General features: G+C 68.6%; 18 protein-coding genes. 12 read left to right on the forward strand and 6 right to left on the reverse strand.

Features of this window, described 5'->3' with window-relative positions; all coding sequences use genetic code 11:
* Positions 1-2: 2 nt before the first annotated feature.
* Positions 3-2,363, reverse strand: coding sequence for a 1,4-alpha-glucan branching protein GlgB (glgB, locus tag CXY82_RS04595; protein WP_104169880.1), 2,361 nt, complete (start codon positions 2,361-2,363; stop codon positions 3-5).
* The gene (locus CXY82_RS04600) at positions 2,360-4,369 is read right to left on the reverse strand and encodes a maltotransferase domain-containing protein (RefSeq protein ID WP_104169881.1); all 2,010 of its coding nucleotides are present in this window, start codon (positions 4,367-4,369) and stop codon (positions 2,360-2,362) included. Before CXY82_RS04600 ends, glgB begins: the two co-directional genes overlap by 4 nt.
* A gap of 146 nt (positions 4,370-4,515) precedes the next feature.
* Between CXY82_RS04600 and glgP the strand changes: the two genes are divergently transcribed.
* Complete coding sequence (glgP, locus tag CXY82_RS04605; protein ID WP_104169882.1) at positions 4,516-7,089, forward strand: alpha-glucan family phosphorylase; 2,574 nt, start codon at positions 4,516-4,518, stop codon at positions 7,087-7,089.
* 58 nt (positions 7,090-7,147) lie between these two features.
* Here glgP and ybaK read toward each other — a convergent pair whose 3' ends face one another.
* The gene (gene ybaK / locus CXY82_RS04610; protein WP_198411422.1) at positions 7,148-7,642 is read right to left on the reverse strand and encodes a Cys-tRNA(Pro) deacylase; all 495 of its coding nucleotides are present in this window, start codon (positions 7,640-7,642) and stop codon (positions 7,148-7,150) included.
* A 46-nt stretch (positions 7,643-7,688) separates the two neighbouring features.
* Positions 7,689-9,731 carry a glycogen debranching protein GlgX gene (gene glgX, locus CXY82_RS04615; protein ID WP_104169883.1) on the reverse strand — a complete coding sequence of 681 codons (2,043 nt, stop codon included), beginning with the start codon at positions 9,729-9,731 and terminating at the stop codon, positions 7,689-7,691.
* Positions 9,732-9,826: 95 nt separating this feature from the next.
* On the opposite strand from glgX, the gene CXY82_RS04620 reads away from it, so the two are divergent.
* The 5 genes from CXY82_RS04620 to ligA all read left to right on the forward strand — a co-directional run bounded on the left by CXY82_RS04620 (position 9,827) and on the right by ligA (position 15,357).
* Positions 9,827-11,011 carry a cysteine desulfurase family protein gene (locus CXY82_RS04620; RefSeq protein WP_104169884.1) on the forward strand — a complete coding sequence of 395 codons (1,185 nt, stop codon included), beginning with the start codon at positions 9,827-9,829 and terminating at the stop codon, positions 11,009-11,011.
* A 175-nt stretch (positions 11,012-11,186) separates the two neighbouring features.
* Positions 11,187-11,519: a winged helix-turn-helix domain-containing protein gene (locus CXY82_RS04625; protein WP_233191536.1), complete on the forward strand. Its 333-nt coding sequence runs from the start codon at positions 11,187-11,189 to the stop codon at positions 11,517-11,519.
* A complete protein-coding gene (locus CXY82_RS04630) occupies positions 11,519-11,758 on the forward strand; it encodes a hypothetical protein (RefSeq protein WP_104169885.1) in 240 nt (79 codons plus the stop codon). Before CXY82_RS04625 ends, CXY82_RS04630 begins: the two co-directional genes overlap by 1 nt.
* A 163-nt stretch (positions 11,759-11,921) precedes the next feature.
* Positions 11,922-13,073, forward strand: coding sequence for a tRNA 2-thiouridine(34) synthase MnmA (mnmA, locus tag CXY82_RS04635; protein WP_104169886.1), 1,152 nt, complete (start codon positions 11,922-11,924; stop codon positions 13,071-13,073).
* The gene (ligA, locus tag CXY82_RS04640) at positions 13,066-15,357 is read left to right on the forward strand and encodes an NAD-dependent DNA ligase LigA (RefSeq protein WP_104169887.1); all 2,292 of its coding nucleotides are present in this window, start codon (positions 13,066-13,068) and stop codon (positions 15,355-15,357) included. Before mnmA ends, ligA begins: the two co-directional genes overlap by 8 nt.
* Before the next feature lies 1 nt (position 15,358).
* On the opposite strand, the gene CXY82_RS04645 is transcribed toward ligA, so the two are convergent.
* The gene (locus CXY82_RS04645; RefSeq protein ID WP_104169888.1) at positions 15,359-16,153 is read right to left on the reverse strand and encodes an alpha/beta fold hydrolase; all 795 of its coding nucleotides are present in this window, start codon (positions 16,151-16,153) and stop codon (positions 15,359-15,361) included.
* Positions 16,150-16,695, reverse strand: coding sequence for a PadR family transcriptional regulator (locus CXY82_RS04650; RefSeq protein WP_104169889.1), 546 nt, complete (start codon positions 16,693-16,695; stop codon positions 16,150-16,152). The genes CXY82_RS04645 and CXY82_RS04650 overlap by 4 nt, the downstream gene beginning before the upstream one ends.
* A gap of 298 nt (positions 16,696-16,993) precedes the next feature.
* On the opposite strand from CXY82_RS04650, the gene CXY82_RS04655 reads away from it, so the two are divergent.
* From CXY82_RS04655 to CXY82_RS04675, 6 genes are all read left to right on the forward strand, one after another.
* The gene (locus CXY82_RS04655; protein WP_146069052.1) at positions 16,994-18,322 is read left to right on the forward strand and encodes an alpha/beta hydrolase; all 1,329 of its coding nucleotides are present in this window, start codon (positions 16,994-16,996) and stop codon (positions 18,320-18,322) included.
* 38 nt (positions 18,323-18,360) lie between these two features.
* A complete protein-coding gene (gatC, locus tag CXY82_RS04660) occupies positions 18,361-18,657 on the forward strand; it encodes an Asp-tRNA(Asn)/Glu-tRNA(Gln) amidotransferase subunit GatC (protein WP_166784587.1) in 297 nt (98 codons plus the stop codon).
* Between the two features lie 3 nt (positions 18,658-18,660).
* Positions 18,661-20,247, forward strand: coding sequence for an Asp-tRNA(Asn)/Glu-tRNA(Gln) amidotransferase subunit GatA (gene gatA / locus CXY82_RS04665; protein WP_104169891.1), 1,587 nt, complete (start codon positions 18,661-18,663; stop codon positions 20,245-20,247).
* Entirely contained in the window at positions 20,247-21,752 is a 1,506-nt protein-coding gene (gatB, locus tag CXY82_RS04670; protein WP_104169892.1) for an Asp-tRNA(Asn)/Glu-tRNA(Gln) amidotransferase subunit GatB, read from the forward strand. Before gatA ends, gatB begins: the two co-directional genes overlap by 1 nt.
* Positions 21,752-22,066: a hypothetical protein gene (locus CXY82_RS16990; protein WP_146067705.1), complete on the forward strand. Its 315-nt coding sequence runs from the start codon at positions 21,752-21,754 to the stop codon at positions 22,064-22,066. The genes gatB and CXY82_RS16990 overlap by 1 nt, the downstream gene beginning before the upstream one ends.
* A gap of 86 nt (positions 22,067-22,152) precedes the next feature.
* Positions 22,153-23,169 carry a VIT1/CCC1 transporter family protein gene (locus tag CXY82_RS04675; protein WP_370443680.1) on the forward strand — a complete coding sequence of 339 codons (1,017 nt, stop codon included), beginning with the start codon at positions 22,153-22,155 and terminating at the stop codon, positions 23,167-23,169.
* The last annotated feature ends 528 nt before the right edge of the window (positions 23,170-23,697 follow it).

The following is a 23,697-nucleotide window of genomic DNA, read 5'->3' on the forward strand; positions in this document are numbered from 1 at the left end:
GGTCAGCGTTGCAGGCGCAGCCAGAGACCGGCCAGCGGGGGCAGGGTCACCACGGCGGATGCCGGGCGTCCGGCCCACGGCACGTCGAGCGCGGTCACGGCACCCAGGTTTCCGACCCCGGAGCCGCCGAAGTCCGCGGCATCCGTGTTCAGAATCTCCTCCCACACCCCGGCGAACGGCAGGCCGACCTGGTAACCGTTGTGCGGCGCCCCGGAGAAGTTGAACAGGCAGGCAATGGGGTTGCCGTCGGCGTCCCAGCGCAGGAACGAGACCACGTTCTGGGCGGCCGGGCCGCCCTCGAGCAGCTCGAAGCCGCTCGGGTCGTTGTCCTTAGCCCAGAGGCTCGGGTTCGACCGGTACACCCGGTTCAGTTGACCGACAAGCGTGAACAGGCCGCGGTGAGCCGGCTGGTCGAGGGTCCACCAGTCCAGGCCGCGCTCTTCGCTCCACTCGGAGCGCTGCCCGAATTCCTGGCCCATGAACAGAAGTTGCTTGCCGGGGTGCGCCCACATGAAGGCGAGGTAGGCGCGCACGTTGGCGAGCTGCTGCCAGGAGTCACCGGGCATCTTCGCGACCAGCGAGCCCTTGCCGTGCACGACCTCGTCGTGGCTGATCGGCAACAGGAAATTCTCGCTGAACGCGTAGACGAATGAGAACGTGATCTGGTTGTGGTGGTGCGCCCGGTACATCGGGTCGACCTGCATGTACTCCAGCGTGTCGTGCATCCAGCCCATGTTCCATTTGAAACCGAACCCGAGACCACCGGCACTGGTCTGCGCCGTGACCCCACCCCAGTTGGTGGACTCCTCGGCGATCATGACCGCTCCGGGATTGCGCTTGTAGGCGGTGGCCGTGATCTCCTGCAACAGGCTGATCGCCTCGAGGTTCTCGTTGCCGCCGTGGATGTTCGGCTCCCACTGACCGTCCTCGCGGGAGTAGTCCAGGTAGAGCATCGAGGCCACGGCGTCGACCCGCAGCCCGTCGATGTGGAACTCCTCGAGCCAGTAGAGGGCGTTCGCGACCAGAAAGTTGCGAACCTGCTTCTGGCCGAAGTCGAAGACGTAGGTGCCCCAGTCCATCTGCTCGCCGCGGCGAGGGTCGGGATGCTCGTACAGCGCTTCGCCGTCGAAGCGGGCCAGCGCAAAGTCGTCCTTCGGGAAGTGCCCGGGCACCCAGTCCATCAAGACGCCGATGCCGGCCCGGTGCAGCCGGTCGATCAGGTAGCGCAGGTCATCGGGGTGGCCGAACCGGCTCGTCGGCGCGTAGTAGCCGGTGACCTGGTAGCCCCACGAGCCGCCGAACGGATGCTCGGTGAGCGGCATGAACTCCACGTGCGTGAACGCCAGTTCGTTCAGATAGCCGATCAGCTGGTCGGCGAGGTCGCGGTAGCTCAGCCCCGGACGCCACGACCCGACGTGCATCTCGTAGATGCTCATGGCCCGGTTGTGGGGGTCGGTGGCCGAACGGTCGGTGAGCCAGCGTGCATCCGCCCACTCGTAGCTGGTCTCACCGATGATGGAGGCCGTCTTGGGCGGGATCTCGGTGTAGCGGGCCATCGGGTCGGCCTTGCGCACCCAGTCGCCCGAGCGGGTCATCAGCTCGAACTTGTAGTTGGAGCCGGCGGTCAGCCCAGGCACGAACAACTCCCAGACCCCGGTGCTGCCCATGTTGCGCATGGCGTGCAGCGTGCCGGTCCAGGCGTTGAAGTCGCCGATCACGCGGACGGCCCGGGCATGCGGGGCCCACACGACGAAGGATGTGCCAGACGTGGTGCCGAGCGGGCCCGCGTTCGGCCGGTAGTGGGCGCCGAGAACATCCCACAGGCGTTCGTGTCGACCCTCGCCGAGAAGGTGCAGGTCGAGCTCGCCGAGGGTGGGCAGGTAGCGATAGGGGTCGTCGACGATCCAGGCGGGGGCGTCGCTGTAGCGGGCCTCCAGCAGGTAGTCCTGAAGGCCGAGGGTGCTCACGCCCTGCCAGATACCGTGGCCCAGGTGAGCCAGCTCCACATGCGCGCCCGTGGGCAGCACGGCGAAGACCTCGGTCGCGAGCGGGCGGAGGGCACGGATGACGGTGAGCGGGTCCGCGATACCGGCCTGCTCGATCAGGTGCTGGCCGAGGACCTCGTGCGGGTTGTAGTAGCTGCCGGTGGAGACGGCCTGGAGGACGTGGTCGGCGATGACCGGCAGCTCGAACGGCGCGGGGGAGTGCAGCGCTCCGGCAGGCTTCGGCACGCTCGCCTTCACGGTTCCCTGAGGCTGGGCGGCGCCCGTCTTGTCCAGGGTCTTCTTGTCAGCGGTTGTCTTGTCTGCGGTCTTCTTGTCTGCGGCCTTTTTGGCCGCCGGACCTCCCTGTGCGTGCTTCATTGAGCTGGTCCTTTCACGTGCAGGATGTGCACCGGTTCGGTGAATGCGTCGAGGCGCACGAAGTTGTCGGCCGACCAGGTCCAGATGGCACCGGTGATCAGGTCCTCGACCTCGAACACGGAGCCGTACGGCAGACCGAACCGGGCGACGTCGAGGTGCACGACGGTTTGGCGCACGGAGTGGGGGTCGACGTTGGCGACGATGATCAACGCGTCCGAGTGCCCGCTGCCCGTGAACGGCGCGTCGAGGAATTTGCTGTAGACGAGGATCCCCTCGTCTTCGCTCTCGTGGAGATCGAGGTTGCGCAGCTGCCCGAGGGCCGGGTGCTCGGCGCGGATGCGGTTGAGGAGGGTGAGGTAGGGCGCCAGGGACGCGCCGGCCGCTTCGGCGCCCGCGAAGTCACGCGGCCGGTACTGGTACTTCTCGTTGTCGATGTTCTCCTCGGCGCCGGGCCGGGCCACGCACTCAAACAGGTCGAAGCCCGTGTACACGCCCCAGGTCGGCGCCGCGGTGGCCGCGAGGGCCGCCCGGATCTTGAACGCCGCCGGACCGCCGAACTGCAGATACTCGGAGAGGATGTCGGGCGTGTTCACGAATAGGTTCGGCCGCAGGAAGTCGGCGGTCTCGTGGGCGAGGCCATCGAAGAATTCCGCAAGTTCCTGCTTCGTGTTGCGCCAGGTGAAGTAGGTGTACGACTGCTGGAACCCCACCTTGCCCAGGCCCTGCAGCAGGGCCGGCCGGGTGAAGGCCTCGGCGAGGAAGAAGACATCCGGGAATTCGGCGTTGATCTCGAAAATCAGCCACTCCCAGAAATCGAGCGGCTTCGTGTGCGGGTTGTCGACCCGGAAGATATTGACGCCCACTCCGATCCAGTACCGCACGATCCGCAGCACCTCGGCGCGGATACCCAGAGGGTCGTTGTCGAAGTTGACCGGGTAGATGTCCTGATACTTCTTCGGCGGGTTCTCGGCGTAGGCGATGGACCCGTCGGGCAGCGTGGTGAACCACTCCGGGTGCTCGGTGACCCAGGGGTGGTCGGGCGACGCCTGCAGGGCCAGGTCGAGCGCGACCTCGAGGCCGTTCTCGCGAGCGACCGCAAGAAAGAACTGGAAGTCGGCGACGGTGCCGAGGTCCGGGTGGATGGCGTCGTGGCCGCCGTCCGCCGACCCGATCGCCCAGGGCGAGCCGGGGTCGTTCGGTCCGGCGTTGAGCGTGTTGTTGGGTCCCTTGCGGAAAGCCAGGCCGATCGGGTGGATCGGCGGCAGGTAGAGCACGTTGAAGCCCATCGCGGCGACGGCCGGAAGCCGGTCGGCTGCGGTGCGGAAGGTGCCGCTCTGCCAGGAGCCGTCGGCGCGCTTCACGGCGCCCTCCGACCGAGGGAAGAACTCGTACCAGGAGCCGACGCCGGCCCGGGTGCGTTCGACCAGCACGGTCCGGGATTCCGAGACCGATTCGAGGCCGGCCATCGGGCGCACGGCGGCCGCGGCAGCCAGCTTCGGGCTGCTGAGTACATCGAAGCGGGCGGCGACGGACTTGGCTGGGTCGACGAGGGACTTCGCGGCCGCGGTGAACGTGCGCCGCTCGTTCAGAGGGCGGGTCTTGACAGCGCTCTCTCGGATGAGCAGCTCAGAGCCGATCAGGAACATGAGTTCCACATCGACCTCGGCGGGGATCTTCAGCGAGGCGTTGTGCAGCCAGGTGGCCCAGTCGTCGGCGTAGGCGCGCACGCGGTAGGTCCAGCGGCCCTGGGCTCCGAGGGTGACGAGCGTCTCCCAGCGGTCGGTGCCGGGGGAGTTCAGGGACATCGGATGCTGCGACTCGGTTCCATCGGGAGCGGTCAGCAGCAGCATGACGCCGATGAGGTCGTGTCCCTCCCTGAATGCGGTCGCGGCGAACGGAACCGCTTCGCCCACGAACGCCTTCGCGGGCCAGAGGTCGTCGTTCAACTGAGGGGACAGATCGAGGATCGGGATACGGCCGATCCGGGGTTCTGCCGGGTCTGTCATCTGGACTTCCTGAACCGCGCCGAGGATTTCAGGAGCCGCGCCTGTGCGTTTTACTGTCTTAGCCACCTACTGACCGTAGCGCGGATTGGGGGTGTAATGCTGCCTCTATTCACCCGCCGGACACGCCACGCGCCTAGGCTGAGGATGTGAAAGCGATCCGCAAATTTACCGTCCGAACCGTGCTGCCCGAGTCGCTCGCCGCGCTCGACGAGCTTGCCGGCAACCTGCGCTGGTCCTGGCATGAGCCGACCCGCCAGTTGTTCGAGCACATCGCCCCCGAATTGTGGCGTGAGAGCGGTACCGACCCGGTCGCGTTGCTGGGGGCCGTCGACACGGCCCGCCTCGAAGCCCTCGCCCAGGACAACGACTACGTAGCGTGGGCGAACGCCACCCGCGACGAACTGCGCGAGTACCTCGAGAAGCCCCGCTGGTACCAGGGGCTCGAGGGCGACAAGCCGGCATCCATCGCCTATTTCTCCCCGGAGTTCGGCATCGCCGCCGCGTTGCCGCAGTACTCGGGCGGCCTCGGCATCCTCGCCGGCGACCACCTGAAGAGCGCCTCGGACCTTGGCGTGCCGCTGGTCGGTGTTGGCCTGTTCTACCGTGCCGGGTACTTCAGCCAGGCCATCTCACCCGACGGCTGGCAGCTGGAGAGCTACCCGCTGCTCGACCCCGACGGCCTGCCGCTGTCGGTGCTGCGCCGGGCCGACGGCTCGCCCGTGCAGGTCTCCCTCGCACTTCCCGACGACCGGACCCTGCACGCGCGGGTCTGGCAGGCGATGGTCGGTCGCATCCGGCTCTTGATGCTCGACACCGACATCCCCGAGAACACCGACGACCTGCGACTGGTCACCGACCGCCTGTACGGCGGCGGCGGCGAACACCGTCTGCTGCAGGAGCTGCTGCTCGGCATCGGCGGCGCGCGCGCCGTGAAGAAGTGGAGCAGCCTCAACGGCCAGGCCGACCCTGAGGTGTTCCACACCAACGAGGGTCACGCCGGTTTCCTCGGCCTCGAGCGCATCTCCAGCCTGATCGGCGAGGGGCTCAGTTTTTCGGAGGCGCTGCAGGTGGCCCGGGCCGGAACGGTGTTCACGACCCACACGCCGGTCGCCGCCGGCATCGACCGGTTCGAGCGCAGCCTGGTGCGGCGCTACTTCGAGACCGACCTGCTTCCGGGCGTCGCCGTCGACGACCTCCTCGCCCTCGGCGCGGAGAACTTTCAGGATGGCAATCCGGACGTCTTCAACATGGCCCTGATGGGCCTGCGACTGGGGCAGCGCGCCAACGGCGTTTCGAAGCTGCACGGCGAGGTCAGCCGGGTGATGTTCAAGGGTCTATGGCCAGGTTTCGACGCCGACGACGTGCCGATCGCCTCGATCACGAACGGTGTGCACGCCCCCACCTGGACCGACCCGGCCCTTCTCGCGCTCGCGCAGAGCCGTCTGGGCACCAGCGACACGTCCGACGCCGATTGGGCGTCGCCCGCCGTGTCCGACACGGATCTGTGGCAGGTGCGCGGCCAGATGCGCCTGCAGTTCGTCGAGGACGCCCGCCGACGGATCGCCGCGGCCTGGGAGGGCCAGAACCCGGGCGGCATCGTGCCGTCCTGGATCGGGCGGGTCTTCGACCCGAACGTTCTCACGATCGGGTTCGCCCGCCGCGTGCCGACCTACAAACGTCTGACCCTGATGCTGCACGACCCCGAGCGGTTGCGCGCGCTGCTGCTGCACTCCGAACACCCGATCCAAATCGTAATCGCAGGCAAATCGCATCCGGCCGACGAGGAGGGCAAGCGCCTGATCCAGAGGATCGTGCAGTTCGCGGCCGACCCGGCGCTGCGCACCAAGATCGCGTTCCTGCCCGACTACAACATCGGTATGGCCCAGCTGATGTACCCAGGCACGGATGTCTGGCTCAACAATCCGCTGCGCCCGCTCGAGGCGTGCGGCACGTCCGGCATGAAGGCGGCCCTCAACGGCGCCCTCAACCTGTCGATCCTCGACGGCTGGTGGCCGGAATACTACGACGGCAACAACGGTTGGGCGATCCCCACCGCAGACGCCGCCGGTGACGCGGCCGAACGTGACCGGCTCGAGGCGGACGCGCTGTACGAGCTGATCGAGCACCAGGTCGCACCGAAGTTCTACGACCGCAACGCCGACGGAGTGCCCGAACGCTGGGTCTCCTCGATTCGGCAGACGCTCGCGAAGCTCTCACCGGAACTCAACGCCGGTCGGATGGTGCGCCAGTACGTGCAGGAGCTGTACCGGCCTGCCGGCACGGCCGAGGCCCGCCTGTCCGAGAACAACTACCGGGCCGCCCGGGAATTGGCCGCCTGGAAGGGGCGGATCGTCTCGGCCTGGCCCGGCGTCGCCGTGACCCACGTCGAATCCGGCGGCGTCGCCCCGGTGCCGCAGGTCGGCGACGAACTGCACCTCCGCGCACACGTGCAGCTGAACGGTCTTGCGCCCGAGGACGTCACCGTCGAGGTCGTCTACGGCAAGAGCCTCACCAATGACGACCTGAGTGACGTCAGCACCCTGCCGCTCAATACGGAACCGTTGGGGACCGGTGCGACGGATGCCAGTACGCCGACGCTCTTCACCGGCACGATAGAACTCGACCGTGGTGGCGCATTCGGCTACACGGTGCGGGTCGTGCCGCACAACGAGCTTCTGGTGAGCCCCGCCGAGATGGGTCTGATCGCCGTCGCCGGCTAGCGCTGACCGGCCTCACGAAAAAGCACCTTCGTTCCGACGGAGGTGTTTTTTCGTGCGGTTACGGGCGCGCGATCGCCGCGAAGACCGCGGAGGCGGCCCGGGCCAGATCGGCCGGCGTCAGCTCGATGTCGAAGCCGCGGCGCCCGCCGGAGACGAAGACGGTGTCAAACGTCAGGGCGCTCTCGTCGACCACGGTCGTGAGCCGGCTCTTCTGGCCGATCGGGCTGATACCGCCCACCACGTAGCCGGTCTTGCGCTCGGCGAGCGACGGGTCTGCCATCACGGCCCTCTTTGCACCCACGGCGGTGGCCAAAGCCTTGAGGTCGAGCTGGCCGGTGACCGGCACGACGCCGACGACCAGCCGGCCGTCGACATCCGTCAGCAGGGTCTTGAACACCCGGCCGGCGGCGACGTCGAGTTTCTCCGCCGCTTCCAGGCCGAAACTCGTCGACGACGCCTCGTGCGGGTAGGCGTGCGGGGTGAACGGGATGCCGGCGCGCACCAGCGCCACCGTCGCCGGAGTACCGGCGCTTCCCTCCACCCGTTTGGCCACGGTCAGCGGCCCCCGGTCCGGTTGCCCATGGTCCGGTTGCCCACGCTCAGTGCGCCCGGAGCAGCTGCATCGAGGCGGCCGGAACGAGGAACTGGTCGCCGGGGGCGTGCTCGATGACGGCGTCGCTCAGGTCGTCGTGGCTGGAATCCCAGAGCAGCGAGTACGAGGTGACGCCCGTGTGCAGGGGCAGCGTCACCGTCACCTCCTCCTCACGGCCCTGCACGATCAGCAGGATACGGTTGAAATCCTCGTGCTCCGGGGTGCTCGCCGCCAGGTACTGCAGAGTGCGCTCATCGGACGAGTGCCAGTCGTCCTCGGACATGGACCGGCCCTCCGCGTTGTACCAGTTCATTTCGCTGGCGCTGAGGGTCGTCTCACCGGGGCGTCCGAACCGTACCGGGCGCAGCGCCGGGTTTTCGCGGCGCAGCTGGAGCAGGCGCCGGGTCACCCGGTGCAGGTCCTCCTGCCAGTCGTCGAGGTCCCAGTTCAACCAGGTGAGCTCACTGTCGTGGCAGTAGGCGTTGTTGTTGCCGCGCTGGCTGCGACCGAATTCGTCGCCCGCGGTGATCATCGGCACGCCGGCCGACAGCAGCAGGGTCGCGAGCAGGTTGCGCATGGCCTTGCGCCGGGCGGTCAGGATGTCCCGGTCCCGGGTCGGACCCTCCGCGCCGTGATTGAACGAGTTGTTGGAGTCGGTGCCGTCGCGGTTCGACTCCCCGTTGCCGACGTTGTGCTTGACGTTGTACGAGGTCAAATCGGCCATCGTGAAACCGTCGTGGGCCGTGATGAAGTTGAGCGAGGCGAGCGGGCCGCGCTCCCGGGAGAAGGTGTTCGCGGAACCTGCGAGGCGGGTCGCAAAGCGCCCGATCCCGCTCCCGGCGTGCCCGTCGCGGGCGGCCGCCAGGTCGGTCAGCCAGAACGAACGCATGCGGTCGCGGTAGCGGTCGTTCCACTCGGTCCAGCCGTCCGGGAAATTGCCGGTCTGCCAGCCGCCCATCCCGATGTCCCAGGGCTCGGCGATCAGCTTGACCGTCGAGAGTTCCGGGTCGGCCGTGATCGAGGCGAGCAGCGGGCTGTCCGCCTGGAAGTCGACGTTCTCGTCCCGGGCGAGCGTGGCCGACAGGTCGAAGCGGAAACCGTCGATCTGCACCTCGTTCGCCCAGTAGCGCAGCGAGTCGAGCACGAGTCGGCGGGGAACGTCGTGGGAGACGTTCAGGGTGTTGCCGCAACCCGTGACGTCGATGTATCCGCCGGCGCTGTTCTGCCGGTAGTAGGCGGCATTGTCGATGCCGCGGAGGCTGCTGACGGGGCCGTTCGGGCCCTCCTCGGCGGTGTGGTTGTAGACCACGTCGAGGATGACCTCGAGGCCGGCCTCGTGCAGGAGCTTGACCATGCCCTTGAATTCCCGGAGCACCGCTTCGGGACCGGCGGCCTGGGACTTCTGGGTGGCGTAGTCGGCGTGCGGTGAAAAGAAGTTGAAGGTGTTGTAACCCCAATAATTGCTCAGACCCTGCTTGATCAGGCGCTGCTCGGACACGAACGCCTGCACCGGCAGCAGTTCGACGCTGGTGACGCCGAGGTTCTTCAGGTAGCCGATGGTCGACTCGTGGGCAAGGCCCGCATAGGTGCCGCGGAGGTTCGCCGGCACCGAGGGGCTGAGGTTGGTGAGGCCGCGAACGTGGGCCTCGTAGACCACGGTGTGGTCCAGGGCGATCCTCGGTTTGACCGAACCGGCCCAGTCGAAATCGCCGTCGACTACGGAAGACTGCCACTGGTCGGGGCCGACCCGCACGAGTCCCCGGGAATAGGGTTCGATCAGTGTCTTCTCGGGGTGGAAGGAGTTGCGGGGGGCGGTGGGACCAGAGACGCGGATGCCGTAGCGGCGTCCGGGGGAGAGGGTTCGGGAGTGTCCGGACCAGACGCCGTGCTCATCCTTGACCATGGGCACGGTCTTGATGATCCAGTGGGGGTCGGTGGCGTCGAAGATGCACAGGTCGATGGCGTCGGCGGTCTCCGACCACACGCGGAGTTCGCCGCCGTGGGTCGTGACGCGCACGCCGAGGCTGCGCAGGGGATCAGGCGGGGTCATGCGTTCTAGAGTAATGAGTACAGAAGCCGTGTTTTACCACCAGGAGACCCGCCGGTGGGACCTGGCGAAACTCGAGCGAGCGCGAAAGGAGCGAGATGGCGATCTATCTGGACCATGCGGCAACCACCCCCATGCTGCCCGAAGCCATTGACGCCTACGTTCGGGCGATGGGGGTGGTGGGCAATCCCGCATCCGTTCACAGCCAGGGTCAGAACGCAAAACGGATGCTCGAGGAGGCCCGCGAGCAGGTCGCCGCCAGCCTCGGCTGCGACCCGATCGAGGTAGTCTTCACCGGCGGCGGCACCGAGGCGATCAACCTCGGCATCAAGGGGCTGTTCTGGGCCAGGCAGCCGCGCACCCGCATCCTCGTTCCCGGAGGCGAGCACCACGCCACCATGGACACGGTCGAGTGGCTCGATCGGCACGAGGGAGCCGTGGTCGAGTGGCTGCCGCTGGACGCCGTCGGCCGGATCGACCTGGCAGCGGTTGCCCAATCCATCGCCGCGAACCCCGACGACATCGCCCTGATCACCTGTCTCAGCGCCAACAACGAGGTCGGAACCCTGCAGCCGGTCGCCGAGGTGGCCGCGCTCGCCGCGGCGCACGGCATCCCGGTGCACGTCGACGCGGTGGCGGCGTACGGCCACGTTCCGATCGATTTCCACGCCCTCAGCCAGGCCGGCGTGGCCGCGCTCAGTGTCTCGGCACACAAGATCGGCGGCCCGGTGGGGATCGGGGCGCTCGCCCTCTCGCGCCGGGCCACGGTCGAGCCGCTGCTGCACGGCGGCGGGCAGCAGCGTCAGGTACGCAGCGGCACCCAGGACGTCGCGGCGGCCGTGGCGTTCGCGGTCGCGGCAAACGCCCTGCACGACCTTCCGGCGGAGAACGCGCGGATCTCCGCGCTGCGCGAGCGACTCGTCGTCGGCGTCTCTTCGGCCGTACCCTCCGTTGTGGTGAACGGCGACCCGGACCCGCAAAACCATCTGCCGGGCACCGCGCATTTCAGCTTTCCGGGCTGCGAGGGTGACTCGCTCCTGTTCCTGCTCGACGTGGCGGGCATCTCGGTGTCCACGGGGTCTGCCTGCCAGGCGGGCGTGGCCGAGCCCTCCCACGTGCTGCGCGCCATGGGCCGCAGCGAAGTGGAGGCGCGCGGCGCCCTGCGGATCACCCTCGGCCGCACCAACACCGAGGCCGACGTCGACGCTCTGCTCGCCGCCCTCCCGGCCGCCCACGCCCGGGCGGCCCGGGCCGGCCTGGCCGACCGGATGCCGGGCCGCTGAGCCGCGCCGCGGCAATCCGTGCTCTGCTGCACGTCGTCGCTTCTCACCCGCGGCGCGGGTGCTGCGCCGCTGCGCGCCTGGCACGCCACGAGCGCAGCGGCGCAGCTGCCGCGCGGCTGACGTGGCGGTGCTGGACGACTTGGGCCTACACGTGTAAGGTATTTATTGCAGGTGGATGGATGTCGAGGGGAGCGTGGGCACGATGACGCTCGACGAGGAGATCGCCCGGCTGTCCGCCCTCGCCAACCCGCACCGTTTCCGCATCATCGCCCTGCTGGCGGAGGAGTCCCTCCATGTGAGTGAGCTCGCCCGCCGGCTGGGGATGTCCCGGGCCCTGCTGTACATGCACCTGCAACGACTCGAATCGGCCGGTTACGTGACCGGGCACCTCGAACTCTCCGACGACGGCAAGGCCCTGAAATTTTTCGAGGTCGTTTCGTTCGAGGTCACCACCAACGTCGCACGCATCGTTGCGGCGGTCGCAGCCGACACAGAAAGCACACACTGATGGACAACATTCCCTGGTTCGCCTGGATCGCCATTGTCGGCATCATCGCCGGCGTCACATCGAGCATCGTGGCGGCCGTGCTGCGGTCGCGCGAGAAGCAGGCGGAGTTCGCCGGAGCGGCGGACCTGCGCGGCCTCGTCGAGCAGAGCACCGCGAGCAACCAGGCCGTGCTCGACCGGCTCGCCCTGCTGGAGCTTCGCCTCGCCTCGATCGAGCGAACCCTGACCGATATCCCCTGACCGATATCCCCTGACACTGGCCCTGGCCCGAGGCTGGTGCCGCGGGCGTCTGTCGTCGCTCGTCCCGGCCCATCGTTTCGTTGCACGGGAGCTGCGCCGCTGCGCGAGGGCTGCGCGGGGGCGCTCACCCGATTACACTCGTCAAGTGAAGGTTTTGGCAGCAATGAGCGGTGGGGTGGACTCCGCCGTCGCCGCAGCCCGCATGGTCGAGGCGGGACACGAGGTGGTCGGGGTGCACCTGGCCCTCAGTCGGATGCCCGGAACCCTGCGCACCGGCAGCCGCGGCTGCTGCACGGTCGAGGACTCGATGGATGCCCAGCGGGCGGCCAACATCATCGGCATCCCGTACTACGTCTGGGACTTCTCCGAGCGGTTCAAGCTCGACGTGGTCGACGACTTCATCGCCGAATACGCCGCTGGCCGCACCCCGAACCCCTGCATGCGCTGCAACGAGCGCATCAAGTTCGCCGCCCTGCTCGAAAAGGCCCTCGACCTGGGCTTCGACGCCGTCGCCACCGGTCACTACGCCACGATCGTGACGGATGCCGACGGCAACCGCGAGCTGCACCGCGCCAGCGCCTGGGCCAAGGACCAGTCCTATGTGCTCGGCGTGCTCACCCAGGACCAACTGGCGCACTCGATGTTCCCGCTCGGCGCGACGCCGTCCAAGGCCGAGGTGCGAGCGGAGGCCGCGGCGCGCGGTTTCTCGGTGGCGAACAAGCCCGACTCCTACGACATCTGCTTCATCCCCGACGGCGACACCCGAGGCTGGCTGGCCGAGCGCGTGCCGCCGGCGACCGGGGACATCCTCGACCGGGACGGCAACACCCTCGGCACGCACGACGGGGCGGCCGCGTTCACCGTCGGGCAGCGCAAGGGGCTGCAGATCGGCACCCCGGCCGCCGACGGCAAGCCCCGGTTCGTGCTCGAGGTGCGCCCGATCTCCAACACCGTCGTCGTCGGGCCGAAAGAGGCGCTCGCGATCAAGAAGATCGCCGGCACGAAGTTCACCTGGTGCGGCGTGGCCCCCGCACACCCGGAGATCGCCTTCGACTGCGACGTGCAGATCCGCGCCCACGCCGACCCGGTTCCCGCCGTGGCCCAGGTCGTTCCGCTCAAGGCCGGCTCGTCCGCCGAGACCAGCGCGAGCCGCGGGAGCGGCGCCACCACCGAGCTCGTGATCATCCCGGCCGAGCCGCTCACCGGCGTCGCGCCCGGGCAGACCGCCGTCGTCTACCTCGGCACCCGCGTGCTCGGGCAGTGCACCATCGATCGCACGGTTAGTGCCGTCAGTGCGGTCGCCGTCGATGCATAGCCCGGCGCCCGACCCGGCGGCAGACGCGCCCCTGCACGTCGCCGCGGCCGAGGTCTCCGACCTGACCCAGCGCATCCTGGAAGCCCGGGACGCGTACTACGACCGCAACGAGGCCGTCATCACCGACGCGGAGTACGACGCGTTGGTGCACCGCCTCGCCGAGCTCGAGCGGGAATTCCCCGAGCTGGCCAGTCAGGACAGCCCCACCCAGACCGTGGGCGGCCGCGCCGAGACCAGCCTGTTCGATCCGGTGCAGCATGCCGAACGCATGCTCAGCCTCGACAACGTCTTCTCGCTCGACGAATTCGGCCTCTGGGCCGCGAAGGTCGAACGGGACGCCGGGCGACCCGTGCACTTCCTCTGCGAGCTCAAAATCGACGGACTCGCGATCAACCTGCGCTACGAGCAGGGGGTGCTGGTCGGCGCCGCCACCCGCGGCGACGGGGTGGTCGGCGAGGACGTCAGTGAGAACGTCGCCTTGGTGCCCGGCATTCCGAGAAAACTGCGGGGCACCGGGCATCCGGCCCTGATGGAGGTGCGCGGTGAGGTGTTCTTCCCAGTCGCCGAATTCCTCGAGCTCAACGCGCAGCAGGTCGCCGCCGGCGAACGCGTCTTCGCGAATCCGCGCAACGCGGCGGCCGGCTCCCTGCGCCAGAAGGCCGAGGGTAAGGCCGCGGAACCGCTGCGCCTGATGCGGGCCAGGCTCGGCCGGCTCCGGATGCTGGTGCACGGCATCGGCGCGTGGGCCACCCCGCCGGTCGCGTCCCAATCCGGGGTCTACGAGCTGTTGCAGGACTGGGGTCTGCCTACCAGCAGCTACTACCGGGTAGAACCCTCCGCGGCTCTCGCGGCGGACTTCGTCGCGTACTACGGCGAGCACCGCGCCAGCGTCGACCACGAGATCGACGGCATCGTGATCAAGGTCGACGAGCTGGCCCTGCACGCCGAACTCGGTGCCACCAGCCGGGCGCCGCGCTGGGCGATCGCCTACAAGTACCCGCCCGAGCAGGTCAACACCAGGCTGCTCGACATCGTCGTCAGCGTCGGCCGGACCGGCCGGGCCACGCCGTTCGCCGTCATGAAGAAGGTGCGGGTCGCCGGTTCCGAGGTGCGCCAGGCCACCCTGCACAACCAGGACGTGGTCCAAGCCAAGGGCATCCTGATCGGCGACATCGTCGTGCTGCGCAAGGCCGGTGACGTCATCCCCGAGGTGCTCGGCCCGGTGGTCGAGCTGCGCGACGGCACCGAGCGAGCCTTCGTCATGCCGGTGAACTGCCCGGAGTGCGGAACGCCGCTCGCCCCGGCCAAGGAGGGCGACATCGACCTCCGCTGCCCGAACGCGCGCAGCTGCCCGGCTCAGGTGCGCGGCCGGGTCGAGCACATCGGCTCCCGCGGCGCCCTCGACATCGAGGTGCTCGGCGAGGTGGCCGCCGCCGCTCTCACCCAGCCCACCCGTCCGGTGGAGCCGCCCCTGCCCACCGAGGCCGGCCTGTTCGACCTCACCCTCGACGACCTGCTGCCGATCGAGGTCATCGTGCGGGACGCCGAGACCGGGCTGGCCAAGGAAGAGGATGACGGCTCCGTGCGGCTGCGCACGCCGTTCCGGCGCAACCCCACGGCCGCCGAGAAGAAGCAGGGCGTCGAGGGACCGCAGCCGTCGTCGAGTGCGCAGAAGCTCCTGCGCGAGATCGAGCTGGCGAAGACCAAGCCGCTGTGGCGGCTTCTGGTGGCCCTCAACATCCGTCACGTCGGGCCGGTGGCGGCGCGCGCCCTGGCCGGCCACTTCGGTTCTCTCGAGCTGATCCGGGCCGCGTCCCGCGAGGAGCTCGCCGAGGTCGACGGGGTGGGCGGCATCATCGCCGACGCCATCATCGCGTGGTTCGAGGTGGACTGGCACCAGGGCATCGTGGAGCAGTGGACGGTGGCCGGCGTTCAGTTCCGCATATCGGAACACCCCGGTCCGGGAGCCGCTGCGGCGGCCGGGGGAGTGCTGGCCGGGCTCACGGTGGTGGCCACCGGCTCGATCGAGGGCTACACCCGGGAAGAGGCGCAGGAGGCGATCATTTCCGCCGGGGGCAAATCTGCCGGGAGCGTGTCGAAGAATACCGACTTCGTGGCCGCCGGTCCGGGCGCGGGGTCGAAGCTGGCCAAGGCGGAGGCGCTCGGCCTGCGGATCCTCGACGCCGCAGAATTCCACCTGCTGGTCACGAGCGGCCCGGAGTCCCTGGCCGAGACGACGGTCGACGCCGACGCCGACGCCGACGCCGACACTGACCCGGTTTGATTCAACGGCTCTCCTCGCCCGGCACCTCTGACGTGTCGACCCAACCGAGCACCATCCGGGTGAAAAGGTCCACATCCTCGATGCTCCAGACATGGTGCATGCCGGGTGCGGTCCAGGCGCGAGTCTGCGGCAGATGGGCGAGCAGCGCAGGAAAGCTGTCCCGGACGAGGCGGGACTCCCGTTCGCCCGCCACCGCCAGCAGGGGGCCGCGGTAGTCCTGCAGCCTCTCCGGGACGCCGCCGCGGTTCACCTCGGCGAAGACGCGCCGGGCGTTGTCGGTTCGGAGGCTCAGACCGTGTTCCACGAACAGGTCGACCGCGTCGGCGGGCAGGCCGAAAGCCTTCGCCTGGGCCCGCCAGTACCAGGGGCGGTCCCAGAGCCGCAGTTGCATCGTGCTCAGGAACCGGGCCGTGCCGTGCACCCCGGTGAGCGGCACGCCGGACACCAGGCACGAGTGCAGCAGTCCCGGGTGCCGGGCCATGACGTGCGTGGCCACCAGACCGCCCAGGGACAGCCCCACCAGATGGGCCCGGCCACCGCGCGCGTGCGCGGCGATGATGCCGGCCACATCGTCGGCGGTCTGACCGAGGGAAAGCCAGTCTTCTCCGGCCCGGTCGCCGAAACCGGGCAGGTCGGGGGTGAGCAGATGCCGGTCGGGCATTCCCTCCACCTGCGGTCTCCAGGACCACGACGCGACGCTGCCGCCGTGCAGGAACATGATCGTGTCGGTCCCCGTGGTGTCAACGCCGTGCTGCAGGGGATAGCGGAATTTTAGGCGCTGGCGGGGACGGCTCATCCGAAGGCCTCCTTCGTCTCGACCAGCCACGCGAGTTCCGCCTCGGCGTGGAGGATTCCGTTCCGCAGCGTTGCGAAGCGCAGCCTGCGTCCGAGGTCGTCCGGGGCACGATCGTCGGGCTCGCGGTGGGCCTGCTCCTGCTCGGCGACGGAACGCAGTGCGGCCAGCATCGTGGTGGCCTGGCCGCGCCGCGCCCGCAGCAGTGCCCGGGTAGCCGGCACTCCCAGGGTGCCGACGAAGAACAGCCGCATCAGGAACGCGTCGTGCGAGGTTTCGGGTTCCAGCGGCGCCCGCAGCCAGTCGCCCAGGGCCGCCCGGCCGGCCGAGGTGATGTGGTGCTCGCGCCGGTCGGGGCGTCTCTCCTGCGGAATGACCTCGACGTCGGCGAGACCGTCGGCGACCAGTGCCGCCAGCGTGCGGTAGATCTGGGATTGGTCGGCGGACCAGAAATGGGCGACGGATGCCTCGATGCTCTTTTTGAGGTCGTATCCCGTCATCGGTGCGAGGTCCAGGATCCCGAGGAGGGCGATTTTCAACGACATGTTTATATGTGATCACACCTATACAGGTTTATGCAAGTATAAACTTTGGCGCGATTGACCCTCGATCGGGGGTCTCCCAGACCCACTGTGGGGGCACGGCCGCACCATCCGTTTCAGTAGTCTGGAGTCGCAATGCTTGTCTGTTAGAGGCCGGGTTGTTTTGCTACTCGGTGTTCGTGAGGGGACGTGCCCAGGTTTGCTGTTAGAAGCGGCGGTTCTAACGCTCTCTCTGGCTCTCAATGGAGTCAGTGAGTCCTCTGGCGCGCACGCTCTCAGCACCACAGTCCAGGGTCAGCCGGTGCCGAACCGGGGTGCCGAACCCGCCGCGGCGGAACCGTTGTGGCTGAACCTGTCGGCGCGTACCGGTACCTCGGTCGGGGGGCCCGGCGCCGGCGACCCGCGGGTGTCCGCGCAGCCGATCGCATCCGTGCCGAGGTCCGCCACGGTCGCCACCGTCGAATCCGTGCGGGGACTGACCGGAGCCAACCTGCTGGCCGGGCTGTCCACCCTCTCCGTGGCCGACATGGCCGCGTTCGTGGAGCAGTCCCCCGGCCAGGTCGACGCCCTGTTGACGGCGCCGCCCGCAGCCTCCGCGGTGGCCGGCCTCTGGACGGAACTCGGCGCCTCCGAGCGGTCGTCGCTGCTGGCTGCCGCACCCAAGCTCGTGGGCAACCTGGAGGGTGTCCCCTTCCGGGAGCGGGGCAGGGCCAACGCTCGCTACCTCACGCAGAGCCTGGCCGACGTCACCCAGCGGCTGGCCGACGCGACCGACGACAGCGAGCGCACGCTGCTCAACCGAGAACTCGCCGTCCTGACCCAGGTCAAGGCGGCACTGAGCACCCCCGACGGCGCCCCGCGCCGTTCCTTGATCCTCCTCGACCCCGCAGGCGGCGGGCGTGCCGCGATCGCCCTCGGCAACCCGGACACCGCCGCATTCGTCACCTATCTGGTACCCGGCATGAACTACACCGTCGAGCAGCAGATCGTCAACTGGGCCGACACCGCAGACGCCGTGTACACGGAACAGATCGCGGTGCTGCGCGGGGGGGCGCCGTCCGGGCACGCCCTGACCGGCAGCATCCGCGCCGCCGGCGTCGCCACGATCGCCTGGATCGGCTACGAGGCCCCCACTGTGTTCACCGTGGGCGGGACGGGCCTCGCGGAGGTCGGCGCCGACTTCCTGGAGCAGTCGGCTCTGGGCATCGCGGCCGACGGAGGCACGCGTCGGCCCTTCGTTTCGGTGCTCGCGCACTCGTACGGGTCGACCGTGGCGCTCACGGCGCTGGCCCGCGGCACGTTCGGGGTGGACGCCCTGGTGCTGGTGGGGTCCCCGGGCAGCCAGGTGCAGTCCGTCGACAGCCTGAGCGTCGCGCCGGGCAGTGTCTATGTGGGCAGCGCCGACTGGGACCCGACCGTGAACAGCGCTTTCTTCGGCAGCGATCCCGGTGCGGAGTCGTACGGCGCGAACACCCTCGGCGTATCCGGCGGGAACGATCGGATCACCGGCTCCTGGCTGAACGGATCGGTCGGCCACAACGCTTACTTCGACGTTGGAAGCGAGTCCCTGCACAACATGGCGTTGATCGGAACCGGCAACGCGGATCTTGTCACCGACGGCTCCGAATAGAATTGGGGAATCCACCCCCGACGATCGTACGGAGCAACATGTCTGAAATCACGGCCGAGCAGGTTGCCCATTTGGCCAACCTTGCCCGGATCGACCTCAGCTCGGAGGAGATCGCCCGCCTCACGACTGAACTCGGTCAGATCGTTGACTCGGTCGCAAAGGTAGCCGAAGTGGCCACGCCGGATGTGCCGGCGACGAGCCACCCGATGCCGCTGACCAATGTCTTCCGCGCCGACACGGTGGTTCCCTCGCTCACGGTCGAACAGGCGCTCTCCGGGGCTCCCGACCGGGACGGCGACAAGTTCCGCGTGCCCGCAATCCTGGACGAGGAGTAATCCATGACCAATGTGATCAAGCTGTCCGCCGCCGACCTCTCGGGTCTGCTTGTCGAACGGTCCATCAGCTCCGTCGAGGTGACCCAGGCTCACCTGGACCAGATCGCGGCCGTCGACACCGGTGTGCACGCGTTCCTCCACGTGGCCGGCGAGGCCGCGCTCGCCGCCGCAGCCCGCGTCGACGCCCGGCGTGCCGCCGGGGAGGTGCTCGGGCCGCTCGCCGGGGTTCCGATCGCCATCAAGGACGTGCTCGCCACCATCGACATGCCCTCGACCGCCGGTTCCAAGATCCTCGAGGGCTGGATCGCCCCGTACGACGCCACCGTGGTCAGGCGCGTGCGCGACGCCGGGCTGATTCTGCTCGGCAAGACCAACATGGACGAGTTCGCGATGGGCTCGTCGACCGAATTCTCCGCCTACGGCCCGACGCACAACCCGTGGGACTTCGACCGGATCCCCGGCGGCTCCGGCGGTGGCTCCGCGGCCGCGGTCAGCTCCTTCGAGGCGCCGCTGGCACTCGGCAGCGACACCGGCGGCTCGATCCGCCAGCCGGCCGCCGTCACCGGCTCGGTCGGCGTCAAGCCCACCTACGGCGGTGTGTCCCGCTACGGCTCGATCGCTCTCGCATCCTCGCTCGATCAGGTCGGCCCGGTGACCCGCACGGTGCTCGACGCCGCCCTGCTGCACGACGTGATCGGCGGGCACGACCCGCTCGACTCGACGTCGCTCACGGACACCTGGCCCTCGATGGCGGCCGCCGCACGCGCCGGCCTCGCCGACGGGGCGCTCACGGGGGTGCGGGTCGGCGTGATCAAGGAGCTGAGCGGCGACGGATTCCAGGCCGGAGTTGCGCAGCGCTTCACCGAGACCCTCACGCTGCTTTCCGCGGCGGGCGCCGAGATCGTCGAGATTTCCGCCCCCAGCTTCGAGTATGCGATCGCTGCCTACTATCTGATCCTCCCGGCGGAGGCGTCGAGCAACCTGGCGCGCTTCGACTCGGTGCGCTTCGGCATCCGGGTCAACCCGGAAGACGGCCCGCTGACCAGCGAACGGGTCATGGCGGCCACGCGCGACGCGGGCTTCGGCCCCGAGGTCAAGCGCCGCATCATTCTCGGCACCTACGCCCTCAGTGCCGGCTACTACGACGCCTACTACGGCAGCGCGCAGAAGGTGCGCACGCTGATCCAGCGCGACTTCGACGCGGCCTTCTCGAAGGTCGACGTGCTGGTGTCGCCGAGTGCGCCGACCACCGCGTTCAAGTTCGGCGAGAAGATGGCCGACCCGATGGCCATGTACCTCAACGACGTCACTACGATCCCGGCCAACCTTGCCGGGGTCCCCGGCATGAGCCTGCCGATGGGACTCGCGCCCGAGGACGGCCTGCCGGTCGGCCTTCAGATCATGGCGCCCGCGAAAATGGATGCCCGTCTCTACAGCTTCGGAGCCGCCGTCGAGGCGCTGCTCGAAGCATCCTGGGGGCACACCCTCCTCAGCCGGGCGCCGGAACTGGCGCTCAGAGAAATGTTCGCCGGCACAGCCACAGGCACAGCCACAAGCACAGCGTTCACGAGCACAGAGGGAGCCGTCTGATGAAGAAGGCCGAACTGATGGACTACGACAAGGCCCTGGAGCTGTTCGAGCCGGTGCTCGGCTTTGAGGTGCACGTCGAGCTCAACACCAAAACAAAGATGTTCTGCGGCTGCGCGAACGAATTCGGCCAGGGTGCCAACACCAACACCTGCCCCACCTGCCTGGGTCTGCCCGGAGGGCTGCCGCAGGTGAACGCGAAGGCCATCGAATCGAGCATCCGTTTAGGGCTCGCCCTCGGCTGTGAGATCGCGGAGTACTCGCGGTTCGCCCGCAAGAACTACTTCTATCCGGACACCGCGAAGAACTTCCAGACTTCGCAGTACGACGAGCCGATCGCGTTCAACGGTCAGCTCACGATCGAACTCGAAAGCGGACGCCTGGTCACGGTCGACATCGAGCGCGCCCACATGGAGGACGACGCCGGCAAGCTCACCCACGTGGGTGGGGCGACCGGTCGCATCCAGGGTGCCGACTACTCGCTGGTCGACTACAACCGCGGCGGAGTGCCGCTGGTCGAGATCGTCACCCAGATGATCGAGGGCGGCGAGGCGGACTCACCCGAGATCGGCCGCACCTACGTTGCCGCCATCCGCGAGATCGTGAAAGCGCTCGGCGTCTCCAACGCCCGGATGGAAGAGGGCAACGTGCGTTGCGACGCGAACGTGTCCCTGCGCCCGCGCGGCTCGAACGTGCTCGGTACGCGCACCGAGACCAAGAACGTGAACTCGCTGCGTTCGGTCGAGCGGGCCGTGCGGTACGAGATCCAGCGTCAGGCGGCCCTGCTGCACGCCGGTGGAACCATCACTCAGGAGACCCGGCACTGGCATGAGGACACCGGTATCACCTCGGCCGGCCGGCCCAAGTCCGACGCCGACGACTACCGGTACTTCCCGGAGCCCGACCTCGTTCCCGTGGCCCCGTCGCGGGAATGGGTGGAAGAACTCCGCGCCACCCTGCCGGAGCCTCCGGCCGCCCGCCGCAAGCGGCTTCAGGCCGACTGGGGCTTCGCCAACCTCGAATTTCAGGATGTCGTCAACTCCGACCTCCTCGACGCCGTCGAGGCAACCATCGCAGCCGGCGCCGCAGCCCAGGCCGCCCGCAAGTGGTGGACCGGCGAGGTTGCCCGCCTTGCGAACGCCTCCGGTGTGTCCGCCGACTCGCTTGTGCAGCCGGCGCAGGTCGCCGCACTGATCGAACTCGTCGTGGCCGGAACGCTCACCGACCGCCTGGCCCGGCAGGTGCTCGAGGGCGTCATCGGCGGCGAGGGCACTCCGCTCGAGGTCGTCGAGTCCCGCGGTCTCGCGGTCGTCTCGGACGATGGCGCGCTGATCGCGGCGATCGATGAGGCTCTGGCCGCCCAGCCCGACGTTCTGGCCAAGATCCGCGACGGCAAGGTTCAGGCGGCCGGAGCCGTGATCGGCGCCGTTATGAAGGCCATGCGCGGACAAGCGGATGCCGCCCGCGTGCGTGAGCTCGTGCTCGAGCGTGCCGGATCGGCCGAGTAATGGGCCTGCGAAACACGCGCCAACCTGCCGCCGACGGGTACCCCGGTTCCCAGCCGGGTGCCCTCGGTGTGGGAGCGCAGGTCGTGGTGCGCTTGGACCGTGGTCGGTATCCGGACGCCGACGCCGAAGACCCGAGCGGCGTGATTGTGGCGGCCGGAGAACTCCAGGGCGCGGCCCTGTACGCCCCCGTTTCCGGACGGGAAACCGTATGGATCGTGGAGTTCGACGAACCCTTCTACGGTCTCGACGGTTCTGGCCCGCACGCGTCGGCTCGGGTGGCGCAGAGCTCGCTCGAAGCCGCCCCCGAGGCGTAACCGTCGTGGAGCAGGAGCGCCCGGCGACCGCGCGGGACATCCGTCGCTGGCGCCGCTACCTGGCAGACGAACGGGCCGAAGCGACGGTGTACCGCGACCTCGCCGGACGCCGTAGCGGCGAGGAGCGCGAGATCCTGCTGGCTCTGGCCGACGCCGAGGGGCGCCACGAACAGCACTGGCGGCACCTTCTCGGTGACCAGGTCGGAGCCCCGCGCCGGGGCGCGATCCGCACCCGTTTCCTGGGGTTCCTGGCCCGCAGGTTCGGATCGGTGTTCGTGCTTGCCCTCGCCCAGCGTGCCGAGGCCCGCTCCCCGTATGACGCCGATGCCGACGCCACAGACACCATGGCCGCCGACGAGCGCATCCACGAGGAGGTCGTGCGTGGGCTGGCCGCTCGCGGCCGGCAGCGGCTGGCTGGCACGTTCAGAGCCGCGGTCTTCGGGATCAACGACGGCCTCGTCAGCAACCTGGCCCTGGTGCTGGGCATCGGCGCCACCGGAGTGCCCGCCGCCACGATCCTCTTCACCGGTATCGCCGGTCTCCTCGCCGGGGCACTCTCGATGGGTGCCGGCGAATATGTCTCGGTACGGTCCCAGCGTGAGCTGCTCGAAGCCTCAACGCCGAATCCGGCGTCCCGGAACGTGCTGGCCCATCTCGATTTGGCTGCGAACGAACTGACCCTGGTCTATCGCGCGCAGGGGATGCCCCCGGAGAAAGCGGAGATCCATGCACGCGAGGTTCTGCGCACGGTGGCCATCGCGACCGGCCCGGTCGACGTCAAGAAGACCGGCGGCCTGGCTCCGGCGGTCGACGAGCACGAAGCCATCGGCACGGGAATCGGAGCGGCCACGTCGAGCTTCTGCTTCTTCGCCTCCGGGGCGATCCTGCCGGTGCTGCCGTATCTGTTCGGCCTCGACGGGATCACCGCGGTCATCGCGGCAGCCGTGCTCGTGGGGCTCGCCCTGCTGGCCACTGGCGCCATCGTCGGGCTGCTCTCGGGCGGGCCGCCCTGGCGGCGCGCCATCCGTCAGCTCATCATCGGTTTCGGTGCCGCCGGCGTCACCTATCTGCTGGGTCTTATCTTCGGAACCTCGATCGCCTAACGCTGCTCCCGAGTCGCCGTGCTTGAGGTGGCCGCAATTCCGCTCAGAACGGCGCCGGGGTTCCTTCGTGTGCGCCTGCCGCACGGCCGGCTCCGATTCGGCCCTTTTTCCGGTGCACGGATGTTCGTGGCCGGTTCGCTGAGGAGGGTGCGCCCGGTCGGTGAGGTCCACTGCAGGGTTCTGCCGGGCAGGGGCACGGAGCTCCACCGGGTCTCGGACTGCTCGCTATAAATGGGCTTCATGAGGGAGACGTTTCGGGTACCCACTGACATTCGATGCCCCAGGTCGGCGACCGTCAGCGCCCTGTGGATAACCCGATCAAACTCATATTGCGGAGGAGGAGTGGTGCTCGCTGCGGGGTTTGCTTCGGGCATCCGTCATGGGGCGCGCCACCCGCATCCGTCTTCACGTTATTACGGAGATTTTTGGGGAAACGCCGGTTTGGGAGCCTGGGGTGACCCGGTGTTTCCGGACAGTCCTCCTGAATTCAGGATTGGATAGACAAATGGAACACGAGAAACACAAACA

Source organism: Cryobacterium sp. M23 (assembly GCF_002929655.1).
In the GTDB taxonomy this organism is placed as follows: domain Bacteria; phylum Actinomycetota; class Actinomycetes; order Actinomycetales; family Microbacteriaceae; genus Cryobacterium; species Cryobacterium sandaracinum.

Coding starts and splice junctions, on each gene's coding strand:
- glgB (WP_104169880.1), bottom strand. CDS start 2,363: ATGAAGCACGCACAGGGAGGTCCGGCGGCCAAAAAGGCCGCAGACAAG.
- CXY82_RS04600 (WP_104169881.1), bottom strand. CDS start 4,369: ATGACAGACCCGGCAGAACCCCGGATCGGCCGTATCCCGATCCTCGAT.
- glgX (WP_104169883.1), bottom strand. CDS start 9,731: ATGACCCCGCCTGATCCCCTGCGCAGCCTCGGCGTGCGCGTCACGACC.
- CXY82_RS04620 (WP_104169884.1), top strand. CDS start 9,827: ATGGCGATCTATCTGGACCATGCGGCAACCACCCCCATGCTGCCCGAA.
- CXY82_RS04625 (WP_233191536.1), top strand. CDS start 11,187: ATGGATGTCGAGGGGAGCGTGGGCACGATGACGCTCGACGAGGAGATC.
- CXY82_RS04630 (WP_104169885.1), top strand. CDS start 11,519: ATGGACAACATTCCCTGGTTCGCCTGGATCGCCATTGTCGGCATCATC.
- mnmA (WP_104169886.1), top strand. CDS start 11,922: ATGAGCGGTGGGGTGGACTCCGCCGTCGCCGCAGCCCGCATGGTCGAG.
- ligA (WP_104169887.1), top strand. CDS start 13,066: ATGCATAGCCCGGCGCCCGACCCGGCGGCAGACGCGCCCCTGCACGTC.
- CXY82_RS04645 (WP_104169888.1), bottom strand. CDS start 16,153: ATGAGCCGTCCCCGCCAGCGCCTAAAATTCCGCTATCCCCTGCAGCAC.
- CXY82_RS04650 (WP_104169889.1), bottom strand. CDS start 16,695: ATGTCGTTGAAAATCGCCCTCCTCGGGATCCTGGACCTCGCACCGATG.
- gatC (WP_166784587.1), top strand. CDS start 18,361: ATGTCTGAAATCACGGCCGAGCAGGTTGCCCATTTGGCCAACCTTGCC.
- gatA (WP_104169891.1), top strand. CDS start 18,661: ATGACCAATGTGATCAAGCTGTCCGCCGCCGACCTCTCGGGTCTGCTT.
- gatB (WP_104169892.1), top strand. CDS start 20,247: ATGAAGAAGGCCGAACTGATGGACTACGACAAGGCCCTGGAGCTGTTC.
- CXY82_RS16990 (WP_146067705.1), top strand. CDS start 21,752: ATGGGCCTGCGAAACACGCGCCAACCTGCCGCCGACGGGTACCCCGGT.